At 62.8% G+C, this 12,792-nt stretch carries 12 protein-coding genes and 1 pseudogene; 9 read left to right on the top strand and 4 right to left on the bottom strand.

All coding sequences use genetic code 11. The features are described from left to right. Positions 1–145 precede the first annotated feature (145 nt). Entirely contained in the window at positions 146–1,084 is a 939-nt protein-coding gene (locus ACSQ9A_RS34560; RefSeq protein ID WP_093110928.1) for a LysR substrate-binding domain-containing protein, read from the bottom strand. Positions 1,085–1,181: 97 nt separating this feature from the next. On the opposite strand from ACSQ9A_RS34560, the gene ACSQ9A_RS34555 reads away from it, so the two are divergent. The 9 genes from ACSQ9A_RS34555 to ACSQ9A_RS34515 all read left to right on the top strand — a co-directional run bounded on the left by ACSQ9A_RS34555 (position 1,182) and on the right by ACSQ9A_RS34515 (position 9,262). After that, positions 1,182–1,634, top strand: coding sequence for a hypothetical protein (locus ACSQ9A_RS34555; protein WP_093110930.1), 453 nt, complete (start codon positions 1,182–1,184; stop codon positions 1,632–1,634). A gap of 105 nt (positions 1,635–1,739) precedes the next feature. Next, positions 1,740–2,894 carry a trans-sulfuration enzyme family protein gene (locus tag ACSQ9A_RS34550; RefSeq protein ID WP_436307267.1) on the top strand — a complete coding sequence of 385 codons (1,155 nt, stop codon included), beginning with the start codon at positions 1,740–1,742 and terminating at the stop codon, positions 2,892–2,894. Positions 2,895–2,931: 37 nt separating this feature from the next. Beyond that, positions 2,932–3,819 (top strand): transporter substrate-binding domain-containing protein, encoded by an 888-nt coding sequence (locus tag ACSQ9A_RS34545; RefSeq protein WP_436307759.1) that lies wholly within the window; start codon positions 2,932–2,934, stop codon positions 3,817–3,819. A 37-nt stretch (positions 3,820–3,856) separates the two neighbouring features. Further along, positions 3,857–4,594: an amino acid ABC transporter permease gene (locus ACSQ9A_RS34540; protein WP_436307266.1), complete on the top strand. Its 738-nt coding sequence runs from the start codon at positions 3,857–3,859 to the stop codon at positions 4,592–4,594. Further along, on the top strand, positions 4,594–5,283 hold the full coding sequence (locus tag ACSQ9A_RS34535; protein ID WP_436307265.1) for an amino acid ABC transporter permease: 690 nt from the start codon (positions 4,594–4,596) through the stop codon (positions 5,281–5,283). Before ACSQ9A_RS34540 ends, ACSQ9A_RS34535 begins: the two co-directional genes overlap by 1 nt. A 138-nt stretch (positions 5,284–5,421) precedes the next feature. Further along, on the top strand, positions 5,422–5,937 hold the full coding sequence (locus tag ACSQ9A_RS34530; protein WP_436307264.1) for a cupredoxin domain-containing protein: 516 nt from the start codon (positions 5,422–5,424) through the stop codon (positions 5,935–5,937). Positions 5,938–6,605: 668 nt separating this feature from the next. Next, positions 6,606–8,213 (top strand): IS21 family transposase, encoded by a 1,608-nt coding sequence (gene istA, locus ACSQ9A_RS34525; protein ID WP_436303543.1) that lies wholly within the window; start codon positions 6,606–6,608, stop codon positions 8,211–8,213. Further along, entirely contained in the window at positions 8,210–8,974 is a 765-nt protein-coding gene (gene istB, locus ACSQ9A_RS34520; protein WP_436303544.1) for an IS21-like element helper ATPase IstB, read from the top strand. Before istA ends, istB begins: the two co-directional genes overlap by 4 nt. Before the next feature lie 75 nt (positions 8,975–9,049). Further along, positions 9,050–9,262, top strand: coding sequence for a helix-turn-helix domain-containing protein (locus tag ACSQ9A_RS34515; RefSeq protein ID WP_436307263.1), 213 nt, complete (start codon positions 9,050–9,052; stop codon positions 9,260–9,262). A gap of 138 nt (positions 9,263–9,400) precedes the next feature. Here ACSQ9A_RS34515 and ACSQ9A_RS34510 read toward each other — a convergent pair whose 3' ends face one another. From ACSQ9A_RS34510 to ACSQ9A_RS34500, 3 genes and pseudogenes are all read right to left on the bottom strand, one after another. Next, positions 9,401–10,240, bottom strand: coding sequence for a phosphate ABC transporter substrate-binding protein (locus ACSQ9A_RS34510; RefSeq protein ID WP_436307262.1), 840 nt, complete (start codon positions 10,238–10,240; stop codon positions 9,401–9,403). A 170-nt stretch (positions 10,241–10,410) separates the two neighbouring features. Next, a pseudogene (locus ACSQ9A_RS34505) lies at positions 10,411–10,737 on the bottom strand (IS21 family transposase); the annotation flags it as partial. A gap of 68 nt (positions 10,738–10,805) precedes the next feature. Further along, positions 10,806–11,777, bottom strand: coding sequence for a JmjC domain-containing protein (locus ACSQ9A_RS34500; protein ID WP_436307758.1), 972 nt, complete (start codon positions 11,775–11,777; stop codon positions 10,806–10,808). Positions 11,778–12,792 lie beyond the last annotated feature (1,015 nt).

Raw genomic sequence — 12,792 nt, 5'->3', positions numbered from 1 at the left:
AGCGGGGTTGCTGACAAGCAAGCGATGCCGCATCCCAGGCGGGCTCCAGCCGGCAACAGCGTCGAGATTGTTGCGTCTACTGCTCGTTCGGATCGGTGAAGTGCCCGCCGGTGCAAGCGCAGCAAGCCTGTTGTGGACAAGCGAGCTATCGCTTTGAGCCTGGTTTCAAGAAGACGGACAGTGCCTTCTGATCTTCCGCGAGTTGGATTCTCATGAGTTGCAGGACGCGCAGCGCAACGCTCGACAGGGGTTGCCCCGGTGGCAGCACCAGCAGTCCGGCGAAAGACACGTCAAGCGACAGGGGGCGGATGACCAGCCCCCGCTGGGCGTACTCGAGGGCAGTGATCGGATTGACGACGCCGATGCCCAGCCCACGCATGGCCATTTCGCAAACGCTCGCCGCGTACGGGGTTTCGACAACCACGCTCAGGCCGACATCGCAATCCGCCAGCGCGCGCTCCAGGCGCCGTCGCGAGGCGTCCTCGGGGTTGAGCGCGAGGAACGGCTCTTCCGCGAGCTGGCGCGGCTGGATGGTCTTGACGTTGACCAAGCGGTGCTTCGCGTGCATCACCACAACGCCGGGAAAGCGTGCGAACTCGGAATGTTCCAGGCCCGTCGTCGGCATCTCATCGGCCATCAACCCGAAGTCGACCTGGCGCCCCAGAACGGCCTCGTGCACCTCTCGCGAACTGAGCACCTGCAGCGAGATCTGAGGCCGGGCTTCGGAGTCCCGTCGCTCGGCGACAAGCCGGGATAGCACTCGCGGGACAAAGGTCAGTCCGAATGCCGGATAGACCGCGACGCGCAGGGTGTTCACCCCGAAACGCTTCAGGCTGCGCATGCGGTGCTCGATGCTGTCCAGGCCGACGAAAACGCGCTCGACCTCGAGCAACAACGCCTGGGCTTCGGGCGTCGCATGCAGGCGGCCTCGAAGCCGGCGGAACAGGGCAAAGCCGGCGGCTTCCTCGAGCCTGCGCAACGACTGGCTGACGGCGGGCTGCGTGACACCCATGAGCGCGGCGGCCTTGCTGGCAGACCCTACCGACATCACGGAGCGGAACACCTCGATTTCCCGGAGCAACATATAACAACGACTTATGGAGAGAGAATTTCAGGCGTGATTCAGATTATCACCACGGCCATAGAGTCGGTAGCTTCAGCCACCCCCTTGGAGAAGCGCCATGAAACTTCAGACCATCCTGGCAGTGACTGCCCTGGCTCTTGCCGTGCCCGCCTGGGCGCACGACTTTTCGTCCGACATCGCCAAGTTCAACAGCATCGCAGCGACCAAGAAGCTCGACAGCGAACCGGCCCTCGCCGCGAAGCTCGCACTAGAGCGCGCGCAAGGAGAGATGGAGCAGTCGGACGTGAAGATGGTGTTGCGCATCCGCTCGATGACCAACGCGGGCCTGCGCACGCTGGGGGAACAACCCGCCTTTCTGACCAGCGAGTTCAAACGCCTGGAAGCCGCGCTGGCCAATCCCAAGACGAATGACGCCACCAAGGTCGCCGCAGCGAAGGAGATCTTCGCCCGGTTGGCGATCGAGATGCGGGTGTACACCGATCTGGAAAACATGGCCGTCGAGCAGATGAAGCAAGCCTTGCAGCTCATCGAATCCGCGCCTGGCAAATGAGCTCAGCAGCACTGCCCGCCGTGGCAAGAACGACGTCATCGCCTGCAAGCCAACTTCAGAGCAGGGCGCAAATCCTGCATCTGTGGAACTGACCAACCTTCCATCGTGAACTCACAAACTCCAACCAACGACGCGTTTGCCAGTCTGGTCCCGCCGGTGTGGCGCGCCTCGACGGTCGTCTTCGATTCGCTCGACGATTTCGTGCACCGGCGCAGCCGCATGCCGGACGGCTTCAGCTACGGGACCACCGGTACGCCAACGCAGCGCGCACTCGAGGCGCGCATCGCCGAGCTGGACGGCGCCGCGCATTGCGTCGTCTTCCCTTCAGGGCAGGCGGCCATCTGCAGCACGCTTCTGGCTCTGCTCAAAAAGGGCGATCACCTTCTGATGACCGACGCCGCTTACGGCCTCGCCAAATCGTTCGCCGTTGAGCGGCTGCAAGCGCTCGGCGTCGAGGTCGAGTTCTACAGGCCGCGCATCGGCGCGGACATCGAACGGCTGATCCGACCGACAACGCGGCTCATCTGGCTGGAGTCGCCAGGGACGGTGACGATGGAGCTGGAAGACGTCCCGGCCATTACCGCCATCGCCCGTGCCCACGGTGTGGTGACGGCCATCGACAACACCTGGGCGAGTCCGCTGGGCTTCTCTGCACTGGCGCACGATGTGGACCTGTGCATCCACGCTTGCACCAAATACATGGGTGGCCATTCGGACGTGCTGATGGGTAGCGTCGCCACCAACGACGAGCGCCTGTACCGATCCCTGCGAGGTCTTCAATCGCTGATGGGACTGGCCGTCAGCGCGGAGGACTGTTTCCTCGTGTCGCGCGGATTGGACACGATGCAGGTGCGGATGGAGCGCCAGGCAGCCAGCGCGCAAATGATCGCTGCCCGGCTCTCGGCGCACCCATTGGTCCGCCAGATGCTCTTTCCTGCTTTGCCCGGCGCACCGGACCATGCCACGTGGGCCCGTGATTTCAAGTTGTCGGGATGCCTGATGTCGCTGCAGCTTGTGGACTCGCCTTATGAGGCCTACCGCACGCTATTCCGGGAGCTGAAACTATTCTCCATCGGCGCGAGCTGGGGTGGCGTGCGCAGCATCGCGGCCTTCTACCCGGCGGAAGAGCTGGCCGAACGCAATTTCAGTGACGTGCGCGGCCCGGTGATTCGCCTGTCCGTCGGCTTGCAGGATCCGCACGAGCTGCTCGACGAGCTGCTGGGCGCCCTGAACGCCTTCGAAACCAGTTTCAAACGTTAGTCCAAGACATTTGGAGCCCGCGATGACTTTCAAGCCGATGATCAAAACCCTTATTGCCGCGGCCGGCCTCGCGCTGTGCGCTGGCGTGGCCGCGCAGTCGCTGGATGGCACGCTCAAGAAAATCAAGGACACCGGAACCATCACTGTGGCGACTCGCGGTGCATCCATTCCGTTCAATTACCTGGACGACAACAACAAGCAGACGGGCTTCGCCTGGGACATCTCGCAGCGCGTGGTCGAGCAGGTGAAGAAAGATCTGAAACTCGCGAGGCTGGAGGTCAAGACCCTGGAGGTCACTCCGCAGACGCGCATTCCTCTGGTGGCCAACCAGACTGTCGACCTGGAGTGCAGTTCCACCACCAACAACGTCGAGCGACAGAACCAGGTTTCGTTCTCGACCACCTTCTTCGTCGTCGGAGCGCGCCTGCTCGTGCGCAAGAACTCCGGCATCAAACACTGGTCCGATCTCGTCGGCAAGAATGTCGTCGTCAGCGCAGGAACAACCGCCGAGCGCATGCTGCGCCGCCTCAACGAGCAGAACAAGTGGGGCATCAACATCATCCTGGCCAAGGACATCAACGAGAACTTCCTGACGGTTGAAACCGGACGGGCAGTGGCGGCCACGCAGGACGACATCATTCTCTTCAGCAACATCGCTCGCGCCAGGAATCCGGCGGACTGGGAAGTGGTGGGCGTGCCCCAACAGAAGGAGGCCTATGGCTGCATGCTGCGAAAGGGCGATGTCGCCTTCAAGAAGCTCGTCGACAACGTGATCGTGGGGATGATGCGCTCGGGAGAGTTCACGTCGCTGTACGACAAATACTTCCTTAGGCCGATCGCCGTCAAGGGAAGCGTCACCGTCAACTTCCCGATGTCGCCGGAGATGCAGCAACTCATTCGCAACCCGAACGACCAGCCGTTGTGATCGCCCGGCGACGAAATCTCATGAACTGCCTCACACGATGCACTACGCCTGGGATTGGCTGATCTTCTTCAAGCCCTCGGTCACCGGGGAGGGCCTGTACGGCCTGATGCTTGTGCGTGGATTGTTGTGGACGGTGCTCCTGTCGTTGATGGCCTGGACGCTTGCGCTAGGTCTCGGCCTGGCCGCCGGCGTGGCGAGGACGCTGCCCAATCGTCCCGCGCGCTACCTGTCCACGGTGTACATCCACTGCTTCCGCAACACGCCACTGCTGGTCCAGCTGTTTCTCTGGTACTTCGTCGTGCCGGAACTGTTGCCCATCGAATGGGGCAATGCGGTCAAGCAGATGAATCCGACGACCAACCAGTTCCTCACGGTACTGGTCGGACTGACGCTCTACACGGCCGCGAAGGCGGCCGAGCAGCTGCGCGCAGGCATCGAATCGGTGCCACCAAGCCAGAAGCAAGCGGCCATGGCGCTCGGGCTGGGGACCACAGCAGCCTACCGGCATGTGATCCTGCCGCAGGCACTGCGCATCGTCATCCCGCCGCTGACCTCGGACTTTCTGAACGTGTTCAAGAACTCGGCCGTGGCGCTCACCATCGGGCTTATGGAGTTGACCGGGCAGACGCGCCAGCTCAGTGAGTTCAGCGCCCATCCTTTCGAGGCCTTCATCGCCGCGACGGTCATCTACATGGCGATCACTTACGGCGTGATCGTGCTGATGCGCCGTATCGAGATTCGGGTGCGCGTGCCGGGCCTACTGGGAGGCGCCTGATGGGTTACGACTTCGACTGGGCGTCCTTGCAACGCGCCTGGCCGTACTTGATGCAGGGCCTGCAGATGACCGCCTTCCTCGTGGTGGTCGCCATGGCAGCGGGCATCGGCGTCGGAACCCTGCTGGCAATCACCCGCATTTTCGCGCCGCGTCCGATCGCGACCGCCGTTACCGGCTATGTGAACCTGTTCCGCTCGATTCCGCTCATTCTCACGATCCTGTGGATCTACTTCCTGATGCCCGTGGTGCTCAGAATCGCCACAGGCGATCCAAACCTTACTGTTGGACCGATCTATGCGGCGCTGGTGGCGTTCGTACTCGCGGAGTCCGCTTACTACTGCGAGATCATCCGCGCTGGCATCGGCAGCGTCCGCGCGGGGCAGATGCAGGCGGCCCAGTCGCTGGGCATGACGCCCTGGCAGACCTTGCGCCACGTCATCCTGCCCCAGGCGTTTCGCAACATGACGCCCTCGCTGATCAATCAGACCATTGCCCTGCTCAAGGACACCTCGCTCGTCTACGTGATCAGCCTGAACGACTTTCTCGGGGCGGCGACCAAGGTGGGACAGCGCGACGGGCGCGTTGTCGAGGTCTATATCCTCGTTGCCGTCGTCTACTTGGCACTGTGCACGGCAGGTGCCTGGTGGGTTACCTGGCTGCAACGGCGCAAGGCCGCGCCGGCGCTTTGAATGAACTTCATGATCGAAATCAACGACGTCTCGAAGTGGTACGGCTAGTTTCCGGTGCTGCAGGACTTCCTCTCCAAAATCTCGCAGCATTGAATTGATGGCCTAAGTTCGCTGCACTGTTTCAACCCAAGGAACCACATGAAATCGATCAAGGCATTGATGCTGGCCAGCACGCTGGCGCTCTCTGGCGTTGCATTTGCGCATGGTGATGAAGACCACAGCGAGCCGTCCGGTCCGATCAGAAAGGAGCAGAAGGATTGGGGAATCGCGGGAGACGCTCGAGCGGCGAAGCGAACTCTGACATTCAAGATGACGGACGACATGCATTTCACCCCTGACCGCATCCAGGTGAAGCAGGGCGAGACGGTCAGGATTTCCATCAAGAACGATGGGAAGTTGATGCACGAGTTCGTCTTGGGTACGAAAAAGGAACTCGACGAGCACGCAGCGCTCATGGTGAAGTTTCCCAGCATGGCGCACGACGAGCCCTATATGGCACACGTTGCTCCCGGCAAGACGGGCGAGATCGTCTGGACCTTCAACCGGGCCGGCGATTTCGACTTCGCCTGCCTCGTGGCGGACCACTATGAAGCCGGCATGGTCGGTAAGGTCAAGGTTGTGGCTTCCTCCAGTGCCAAACCGAGTCCGCCCTAAGCTTTGCCCTCACGTTAGACCTCTCGAAAAATGCGACGACGTCGCGACGAGGGCCTGGCCGACGGCCGAGCTCGACTTGTTCTGCGACTGGGCATGCCCCGCTCACAGAGCGGCACGCGACTCACCGATGTGGTCCAACGATCTCCCGGCGCTGATGCGTCCAGACGGAACGTCTTCAGAACCCGGAAGCGGGGGACGTTATCGAAGGCACTGGTGGTCTGCGCAAGCTGCGACACGGCGATGCCCGGCGGGGCAAGGGAAAGAGCGGCGGCCTGCGGGTCATCTACTACTGGTGGGATGGCGGCTCGCAATTCTGGCTGTTCACCCTCTATGACAAAGGATGAGGCGACCGACTTGAGGCCCGACGAAAAGAAGGCGCTCAAGAGCATGCTGAAACGCGAACTGGAGTCCAGAAAATGACGAAGCGAAACCTCTTGCCGAGATTTCTGAGGGCTTCGAGGCCCTCGCAGAGCATCGCGGCGGCAAGCGCACGCTGCGCACGCATGAAGTTCCCCCGGCGGCCACCCAAAGTGCCCCACTTATGGCCACCCAAACTGCTCCACCCTGGCCACGGTGATCTGACGCATTGAACACGGTGCGTCGGGCGCCGCGAAGCTCGACAGGCAGGACGTTACTTTCCACCCCCTCTGAGCGAGGGGAACAACGGAGTGAACGTCTTGAAGCCACATCTGCAAACCACCATCTGGACGCTGCTCAAGGGCGGCGCCACCCAGCGCGAGATCGCGCGAATCACCGGCATCTCGCGCCACACCATCCGGGCGTATCAGCAGCGCTTCGCCGCCGATCCGGCAAACTGCCCCGGGGTGGCCACCGACTCCGGTGGTCAAACTGCTCCACCCTGGCCACCGACTTCCAGGTCGGTAGCGCCGCCGCTGGCCACCTCCAAGTGCGAACCCCACCGCGCTTTCATCGACGCCCAGTTGCGCCTGGGCCGCAACGCCACGGCCATCTACCAGGACCTGGTCGACCAACATGGCTTTGACGGCGCCTACAACTCCGTCAAGCGCTTCTGCGCCCAGCTTCGCCACAAGGAGCCCGAGCAGTTCGATCGTCTGAGCTTTGCGCCCGGCGAGGAGATGCAGGTCGACTACGGTGAAGGCGCCCCCACCCGGGTGCCGAGCACCGAGCGCTGGCGCAAACCCCGCCTGTTCGTGGCCACGCTGCGCTACTCGCGGCGCAGCTTCCGCCGCGTGATCTGGAAGTCCAGCCAGCAAGTCTGGGCTGAGTTGCACGAGCAGGCCTGGGCCTACTTTGGCGGGTCGACCCACTACGTCGTGCTGGACAATTTGAAGGAGGGCGTCTTGAAGCCCGACCTGTACGAGCCTGCGCTCAATCCGGTCTACGCCGCCACACTGGCCCACTACGAGGTGGTGGCCGACCCGGCTCGGGTCCGGGATCCGAATCGCAAGGGGACGGTCGAGAACGCGATCCAACATACCCAGTCCACCGCGCTCAAGGGGCGGCGCTTCGAGACCATCGAAGAGCAGAACGCCTTCCTGGAACACTGGGAGTCCAAGTGGGCCGCCTCGCGCATCCACGGCGCCGAGCGGCGTCAGGTGCAGGCCATGTTCGAGGAGGAGCGCGCCCACCTGCAGCCGCTGCCAGCCACGCGCATGCAGTACTTCACCGAGGTGCAGCGCACGGTCTGCGACGACAGCTGCGTGCGCATCGACCACAGCAGCTACGCCGCGCGCCCGGCCCCGATTGGCACCAAGGTGCTGGTGCGGCTGTTCGAGCGGCGCATCGAGATCCGCGAGCTGCGCACCCAGGCCTTGCTGCGCACCCACGCCCGGGTTGATCGCCCCGGCACCGTGGTGTTGCCCATGGCCGAGCGGGTGTTCAACCCCTCTCGCGAGACGCGCTTCATCCTGGCCCAGGCCCGAGCCATCGGGCCGCAGGCCTCTCGGCTGTGCCAGATGCTGTTCGCCATCGAGGGGCGCGTGGGCCAGCGCAAGCTCTGGGGCATCGTCAATCTGGCCAAGCGCTACCCCAATCACTTCATCGACGCGGCCTGCGCTGCCGCCATGGAGCAAGGCGTACACAGCTACCGCCACGTCAAGGCACTCACCGAGCGGCTGGTGGCCGACGCGCTGGCCGCCCTGCAGGCCGGCACGCCGACACAGTCGGCGTCAACGCTCACCCAGCAGCACGAGCTCATTCGCAGCGCCGACGAATACGGCGATCTGTTCGCCCACGCCGCCACCGCCACCTCGGGCGGCACAACCTCCCACCCCACTGAGATCGCCCAGCCATGAACATGACCGAGATCGAACGCGCCCTGCGCGAGCTGCGCCTGTCCGGCATCGCCGACACCCTGTCCACCCGCGTGATGCAGGCCCAGGCCGCCCAGCAGCCCTTCCTGGAGACGTTGGCCGCCATGCTGCAAGACGAGCTCGACCGGCGCCGCTCACGATTGATGGAGCGCCGCTTCAAGCGCTCAGGCCTGGCCGAGCGCCTGACGCTGGCGGACTTCGACTGGCGCTTCAATCCCAAGCTGCCGCGCAACGCCTGCTTCGAGCTGCACACCCTGAAGTTCATCGGCGAGGGGGCCAACGCATTGATCGTCGGCAAGCCCGGCACCGGAAAGAGCCACGTGGCCAAGGCGGTGGCCTACCAGGCCACGTTGCAGGGCTATGACGTGCGCTACGTGGAGGCCGACTCCGAGTTCGCCCGCTACGGGCTGGCCAGCACGGCGGAACAGGCCGAACAGCTCAAGGGCTGGATCGAGCCAGACCTGTTGGTCCTTGATGACATGTTCCTGGCCCGGCGCATTGCCGACGTGAGCGCCGAACTGCTGCAGGCCATCGTGCACCAGCGCTACAAGCTGCGCCGCGCCATCGTCATCACCTCCAACCGGGTGGTGCAGGACTGGGGCAAGTACCTCGCCGACGCCACCATGGCCACCACCATCCTGGACCGGCTCATGCACCGCTGCGCAATGCTGGAGTTCGAGGGCAAGAGCTACCGTCTGAAGGAGGCCGCCGCGCGCATCGCCATCACACCCGAATCGTCATAATCCGACCGTCCTGCCTGGAGCAGTTTGACCGGCCATAAGTGGAGCAGTTTGGGGTGGCCATCGGGGGTTCAGGACATGCCGGCGCCAGCGATCCCGGCGAGCGAGTTGATCGCCCTGCGCGAGAGCCTCCATTTGTCCCGTCGTGTATTCGCCCGCTACTTGCGAACCAATCCGAGGACGCTGGAGAACTGGGAACAGGGCCGCGCCAGGCCGAATGCGCAGGCTGCACTTTTGATCCGTCTTGTCCAGCGCTTCCCTGATACGGTGGATCGGCTCGCATCCGTTTGAGTCTTGTCGATAAACGATGGCTGATGTCCGTCGCCGGCCACAAGCCGACATTTCGCTACGTCGACAATGCCGTCAGCCCGTCAAGCGCCCTCCTGTTCAGTGTTTGAAGCTGGCCCAGTTGTCAGCGCTTGCTTGCCTTTAACGCAAAGGGACGGCACCGTTGGCGAGGATGACGCGATCTCCGTCCGGGCTGAGCAAGAAGTCGAGGAACTTCCTCGTCGAGCCAACTGGCTCGCCCTTGACGACAAACAGAAAATCGCGGGTCAGAAAATAGCGGCCGCTCTTCACGTTTGCGATCGTCGGTGCCACGCCATTGAGTGAAAGGGCTTTGACCTTGCCCCCGCTTTGTTCCACTACGGTCATGCTGGTCATGCCCAGCGCGTGTGGAGTCTCCGCAAGTGCCTTCGCCATGTCGCCTCCGCGAGGCATCACCTTTGCTGTCGCAACCTCCTTCAGGTCCTTGAAGCAATCGATCTTTGCTCGAATCACTTCAGGGTCCACTTCTGCTGGGGGGCGCGTCAGCACTGCGACGAGACTATCGCTGCCACCCAAAGGACGCCAATTGTCGATCTTGCCGCCATAGACTTCGCAGGCTTGGATCTCGCTGACGTTGGCGATCGGGACAGTCTCGTTGACTGCGAAGACAACCGCGCCCTTTGCGGCCTCAAAGACTCTCAGATCGCCCGCGCGCACATCCTCGGGCTTGATGCCGTGGCTAGCGAGGGCAATCTGAATCTTCCCTTCTGCCAGCGCTTTGAGACGTGCGCCTGTGCCGAGCCCTATCCCGACTTCGATCTGCGCGTCTGGGACCTGCTGGCGGTAAGCGCTCGCAAGGGCCTTCGCGAGCGGGAGCATTCCAGTCGAACCATCAAGAATGATCTTTTCCTGCGCCCGCGCCGGCAGCAGCACGAGTGCAAGCGGAACAACTATGGCCAAGGCAAGTGCCTTGGACCACAACACAGATCCGATGGTTGACATGATCTTCTCCGGTTCGGTGTGAACCGCATTCAACATGAATGTGAGCACACGGCTTGACGCGAGCTGCTCGCTCGACCGAGCGGGTTCAGAGCCATTGTCACACCTTGCCCGCTCCGCAGCGAACTGCGAAGGTAGCGGGGGGATCGGAGAAGGTGGTGTGGCTTTGGAGCGACCTGGCTCTTCTCCCAGCCTGAAGCCGGGTTGCAGAACTCGGCCTCGAACAGGTAGTGGCTCACGAGGGCGCTGAAACGCGCGTTGACGTCGCGCTCCTTGCCGCGACGCACACGGTCCACGGCCGTCTTCATGTTGTCGTGGATGCCGCGCCGGGGCACGCCGCCGAGCACCTCGAAGGCGCGGTTGTGCACATCGAACAGCATCTCGTGGGTCTGCAGCGGGTAGGCACGCACGACGAACGCGCGGCTGCGGCCGAGCTTGAAGTGCGCCACCTGTAGCTTGGTGCGCTCGCCGGCGATCACGGCCCAGTCCTCGCTCCAGTCGGTTTTCACGCTTCACCGCCAACTGGGCGCTGATGGTTGAGCTCGACACCGCCTTGCCGAAGCCGATCCTAGAAGGAGTCTGGCGGCGCCTTTGCTTGGAGCTTGACGCCGCGCAACGGGGCGATCATCCGTGACAGCGAAGAACGGGCCATGCCAACGAACATGCCCACTGGCGCCTTGAGCGCGTCCGCGGCGGCCGATTCGCCAGGGAATGCGGGTGACATCTGCATCTTCCGCATGAGCCTGTTGACCTGATGGACACACGCCATCCTGCGCGTCACCGAGGTGTAGAAGGTAACTCCGATCGAGATCGAGACGCCGTCCCCAGGCCGCGCCCAGCCAGGGCCGGAACTTGTCATGTGCGGTGAGGTGCTCGGGAAATAGACGCCGTCGCCCGGCTGGGTCTCGAACTGGTGGCTGCGCTGGCGAAACTCTTCCTTGAAGCGGACTTTTCTCAGCGAATGGCCGACGATGAAATCCTCCACGGCTTCGGCCGGCACCACGACCCGATCCGTGTGGTCCCATACGTTCATGGTCTTGCGGCCATGCAACTGAAGCCAGAAATTGTTCTCGCGGTCGATGTGGAAAGGGGTCACCGAAGGCGGCGCCGAAATGAATACGAAGCCATTGACATTGAAGATGCCAGGCTGCTCGCGCTCGACATAGGGCCGCATGGTGTCGACGATGCTTGCGAGCAAGTCCGCGTAGCGAGGAATGACCTCGATGTTGTAGAGGGCGACCCAAGAGCCAGGCTCCTCGCTGTGTCGAAACACTTCGTCGATGCCACGGCCGTCAGGATGCTCGCTGTCGTGCGTGAAACTGGAAGCCTGCGAGATGCCTGGCCGGATGAACCGGCACTTTTTGAAGGGGACGAGCTCCTTTGCCAGCTGTGCGAGTTCAGCCACTTGAAAGAGCGGGTGTTCGTGGAAATTGTGACGCAACGCCGCGATCTTGTTCACAGAAAAGCGATCGGAGTCGTCCGTCCACACGCGGCAACTCTTGGTCTGCTCCCCACTCAAACTGCTGTTGCTGTTGTTCATGTCCACGAACGCACTTACTGTTGTGTCGTACAAGTTGATGGTGCCCGCAACAGGTCCGCGATACCCTGGGTGTTTGAAGGTCGGGGCCTCGTCTCGCCCGGACGCCTCGTCAATCGCGATGGCTTCATCCGTGCCGGCCCTTCCTTGCGTGGGTCAGCTTCCTTCGCTCGTGGTCGAGCACGGTACTGCCCATCACGATTCGCCGCGCCACCGTTGCGTGCAACCGCTCATCTGCAGACGTTTGCCTTTGAGTCAAGACGTAGGCGCCCCTAACTCGCAATGAGGACGCGAACAAGAACGACGAGGAACCCAACAGCAACGAGGGCGGTGACCGCCGTCGTCACGAGGTCGGGCGATCTGTCGTCCGCGTTCTGTCTTGTCGACGTGGCGTAGGCGTGAGGTGTTGACGCGGCCGTGTCAAAAGCGGTGCTGAACGGGCTGTAGAGCGCGCCGCCACGGCTTACCAAGCCAGACTCGTCGGCCTGGAGATCGACGCCGACTGATTGTTCGATCGGGACGACGTCGACGGAGGACGGCTTTTGAGCTTCGGCTGCGAACAGCGGTGCACCCGCGGTTGCCGACAGGGCTACCAGGCAAATACCTGCAAGCGCTAGGCGGGCTCCACGTTGTCTAAGCACCACGACGGCGTCCTTGCTGCAGTTGGTATCGTCACGATGTCAGTTTTTGGTTTTGGGCGCCATTCCACAAAAGAGGAACACGTGCAACCGGTGGGTAAGCGCGGACCGTCGCCCTCGATCGCTGTGGCCCTTCGCAGCCGCATCCTCAACTCACGGTCTCGGCCACATGTCGACCCGGGACCACGTGTAGCTCTTGCGGGTTGCTTCCGCACTCGAGGGGCCGCTACCTCGGGTCGCGCTCGAACTCGCCCCTTGATGCCTTCAATGGCGCTAGTACACAGCACCCATGCGCCTTCATGACAAAGCGCCTATGGAGCGACGGGGACTTGCGGCGTAGCCTCGTCTCCATGATATGGATCCCGCGTGTTCATCGGGGT

It is taken from the genome of Variovorax sp. LjRoot290 (assembly GCF_964253985.1).
GTDB lineage: Bacteria > Pseudomonadota > Gammaproteobacteria > Burkholderiales > Burkholderiaceae_C > Variovorax.
The sequence above is the reverse complement of the archived record's forward strand: the minus strand, read 5'-3'. Positions and strand labels throughout refer to the sequence as shown.

Excerpts from the sequence above, each read along its gene's own strand:
- ACSQ9A_RS34560 (WP_093110928.1), bottom strand. The coding sequence starts at position 1,084 with ATGTTGCTCCGGGAAATCGAGGTGTTCCGCTCCGTGATGTCGGTAGGG.
- ACSQ9A_RS34555 (WP_093110930.1), top strand. The coding sequence starts at position 1,182 with ATGAAACTTCAGACCATCCTGGCAGTGACTGCCCTGGCTCTTGCCGTG.
- ACSQ9A_RS34545 (WP_436307759.1), top strand. The coding sequence starts at position 2,932 with ATGATCAAAACCCTTATTGCCGCGGCCGGCCTCGCGCTGTGCGCTGGC.
- ACSQ9A_RS34540 (WP_436307266.1), top strand. The coding sequence starts at position 3,857 with ATGCACTACGCCTGGGATTGGCTGATCTTCTTCAAGCCCTCGGTCACC.
- ACSQ9A_RS34535 (WP_436307265.1), top strand. The coding sequence starts at position 4,594 with ATGGGTTACGACTTCGACTGGGCGTCCTTGCAACGCGCCTGGCCGTAC.
- ACSQ9A_RS34530 (WP_436307264.1), top strand. The coding sequence starts at position 5,422 with ATGAAATCGATCAAGGCATTGATGCTGGCCAGCACGCTGGCGCTCTCT.
- istB (WP_436303544.1), top strand. The coding sequence starts at position 8,210 with ATGAACATGACCGAGATCGAACGCGCCCTGCGCGAGCTGCGCCTGTCC.
- ACSQ9A_RS34515 (WP_436307263.1), top strand. The coding sequence starts at position 9,050 with ATGCCGGCGCCAGCGATCCCGGCGAGCGAGTTGATCGCCCTGCGCGAG.
- ACSQ9A_RS34510 (WP_436307262.1), bottom strand. The coding sequence starts at position 10,240 with ATGTCAACCATCGGATCTGTGTTGTGGTCCAAGGCACTTGCCTTGGCC.
- ACSQ9A_RS34500 (WP_436307758.1), bottom strand. The coding sequence starts at position 11,777 with ATGAACAACAGCAACAGCAGTTTGAGTGGGGAGCAGACCAAGAGTTGC.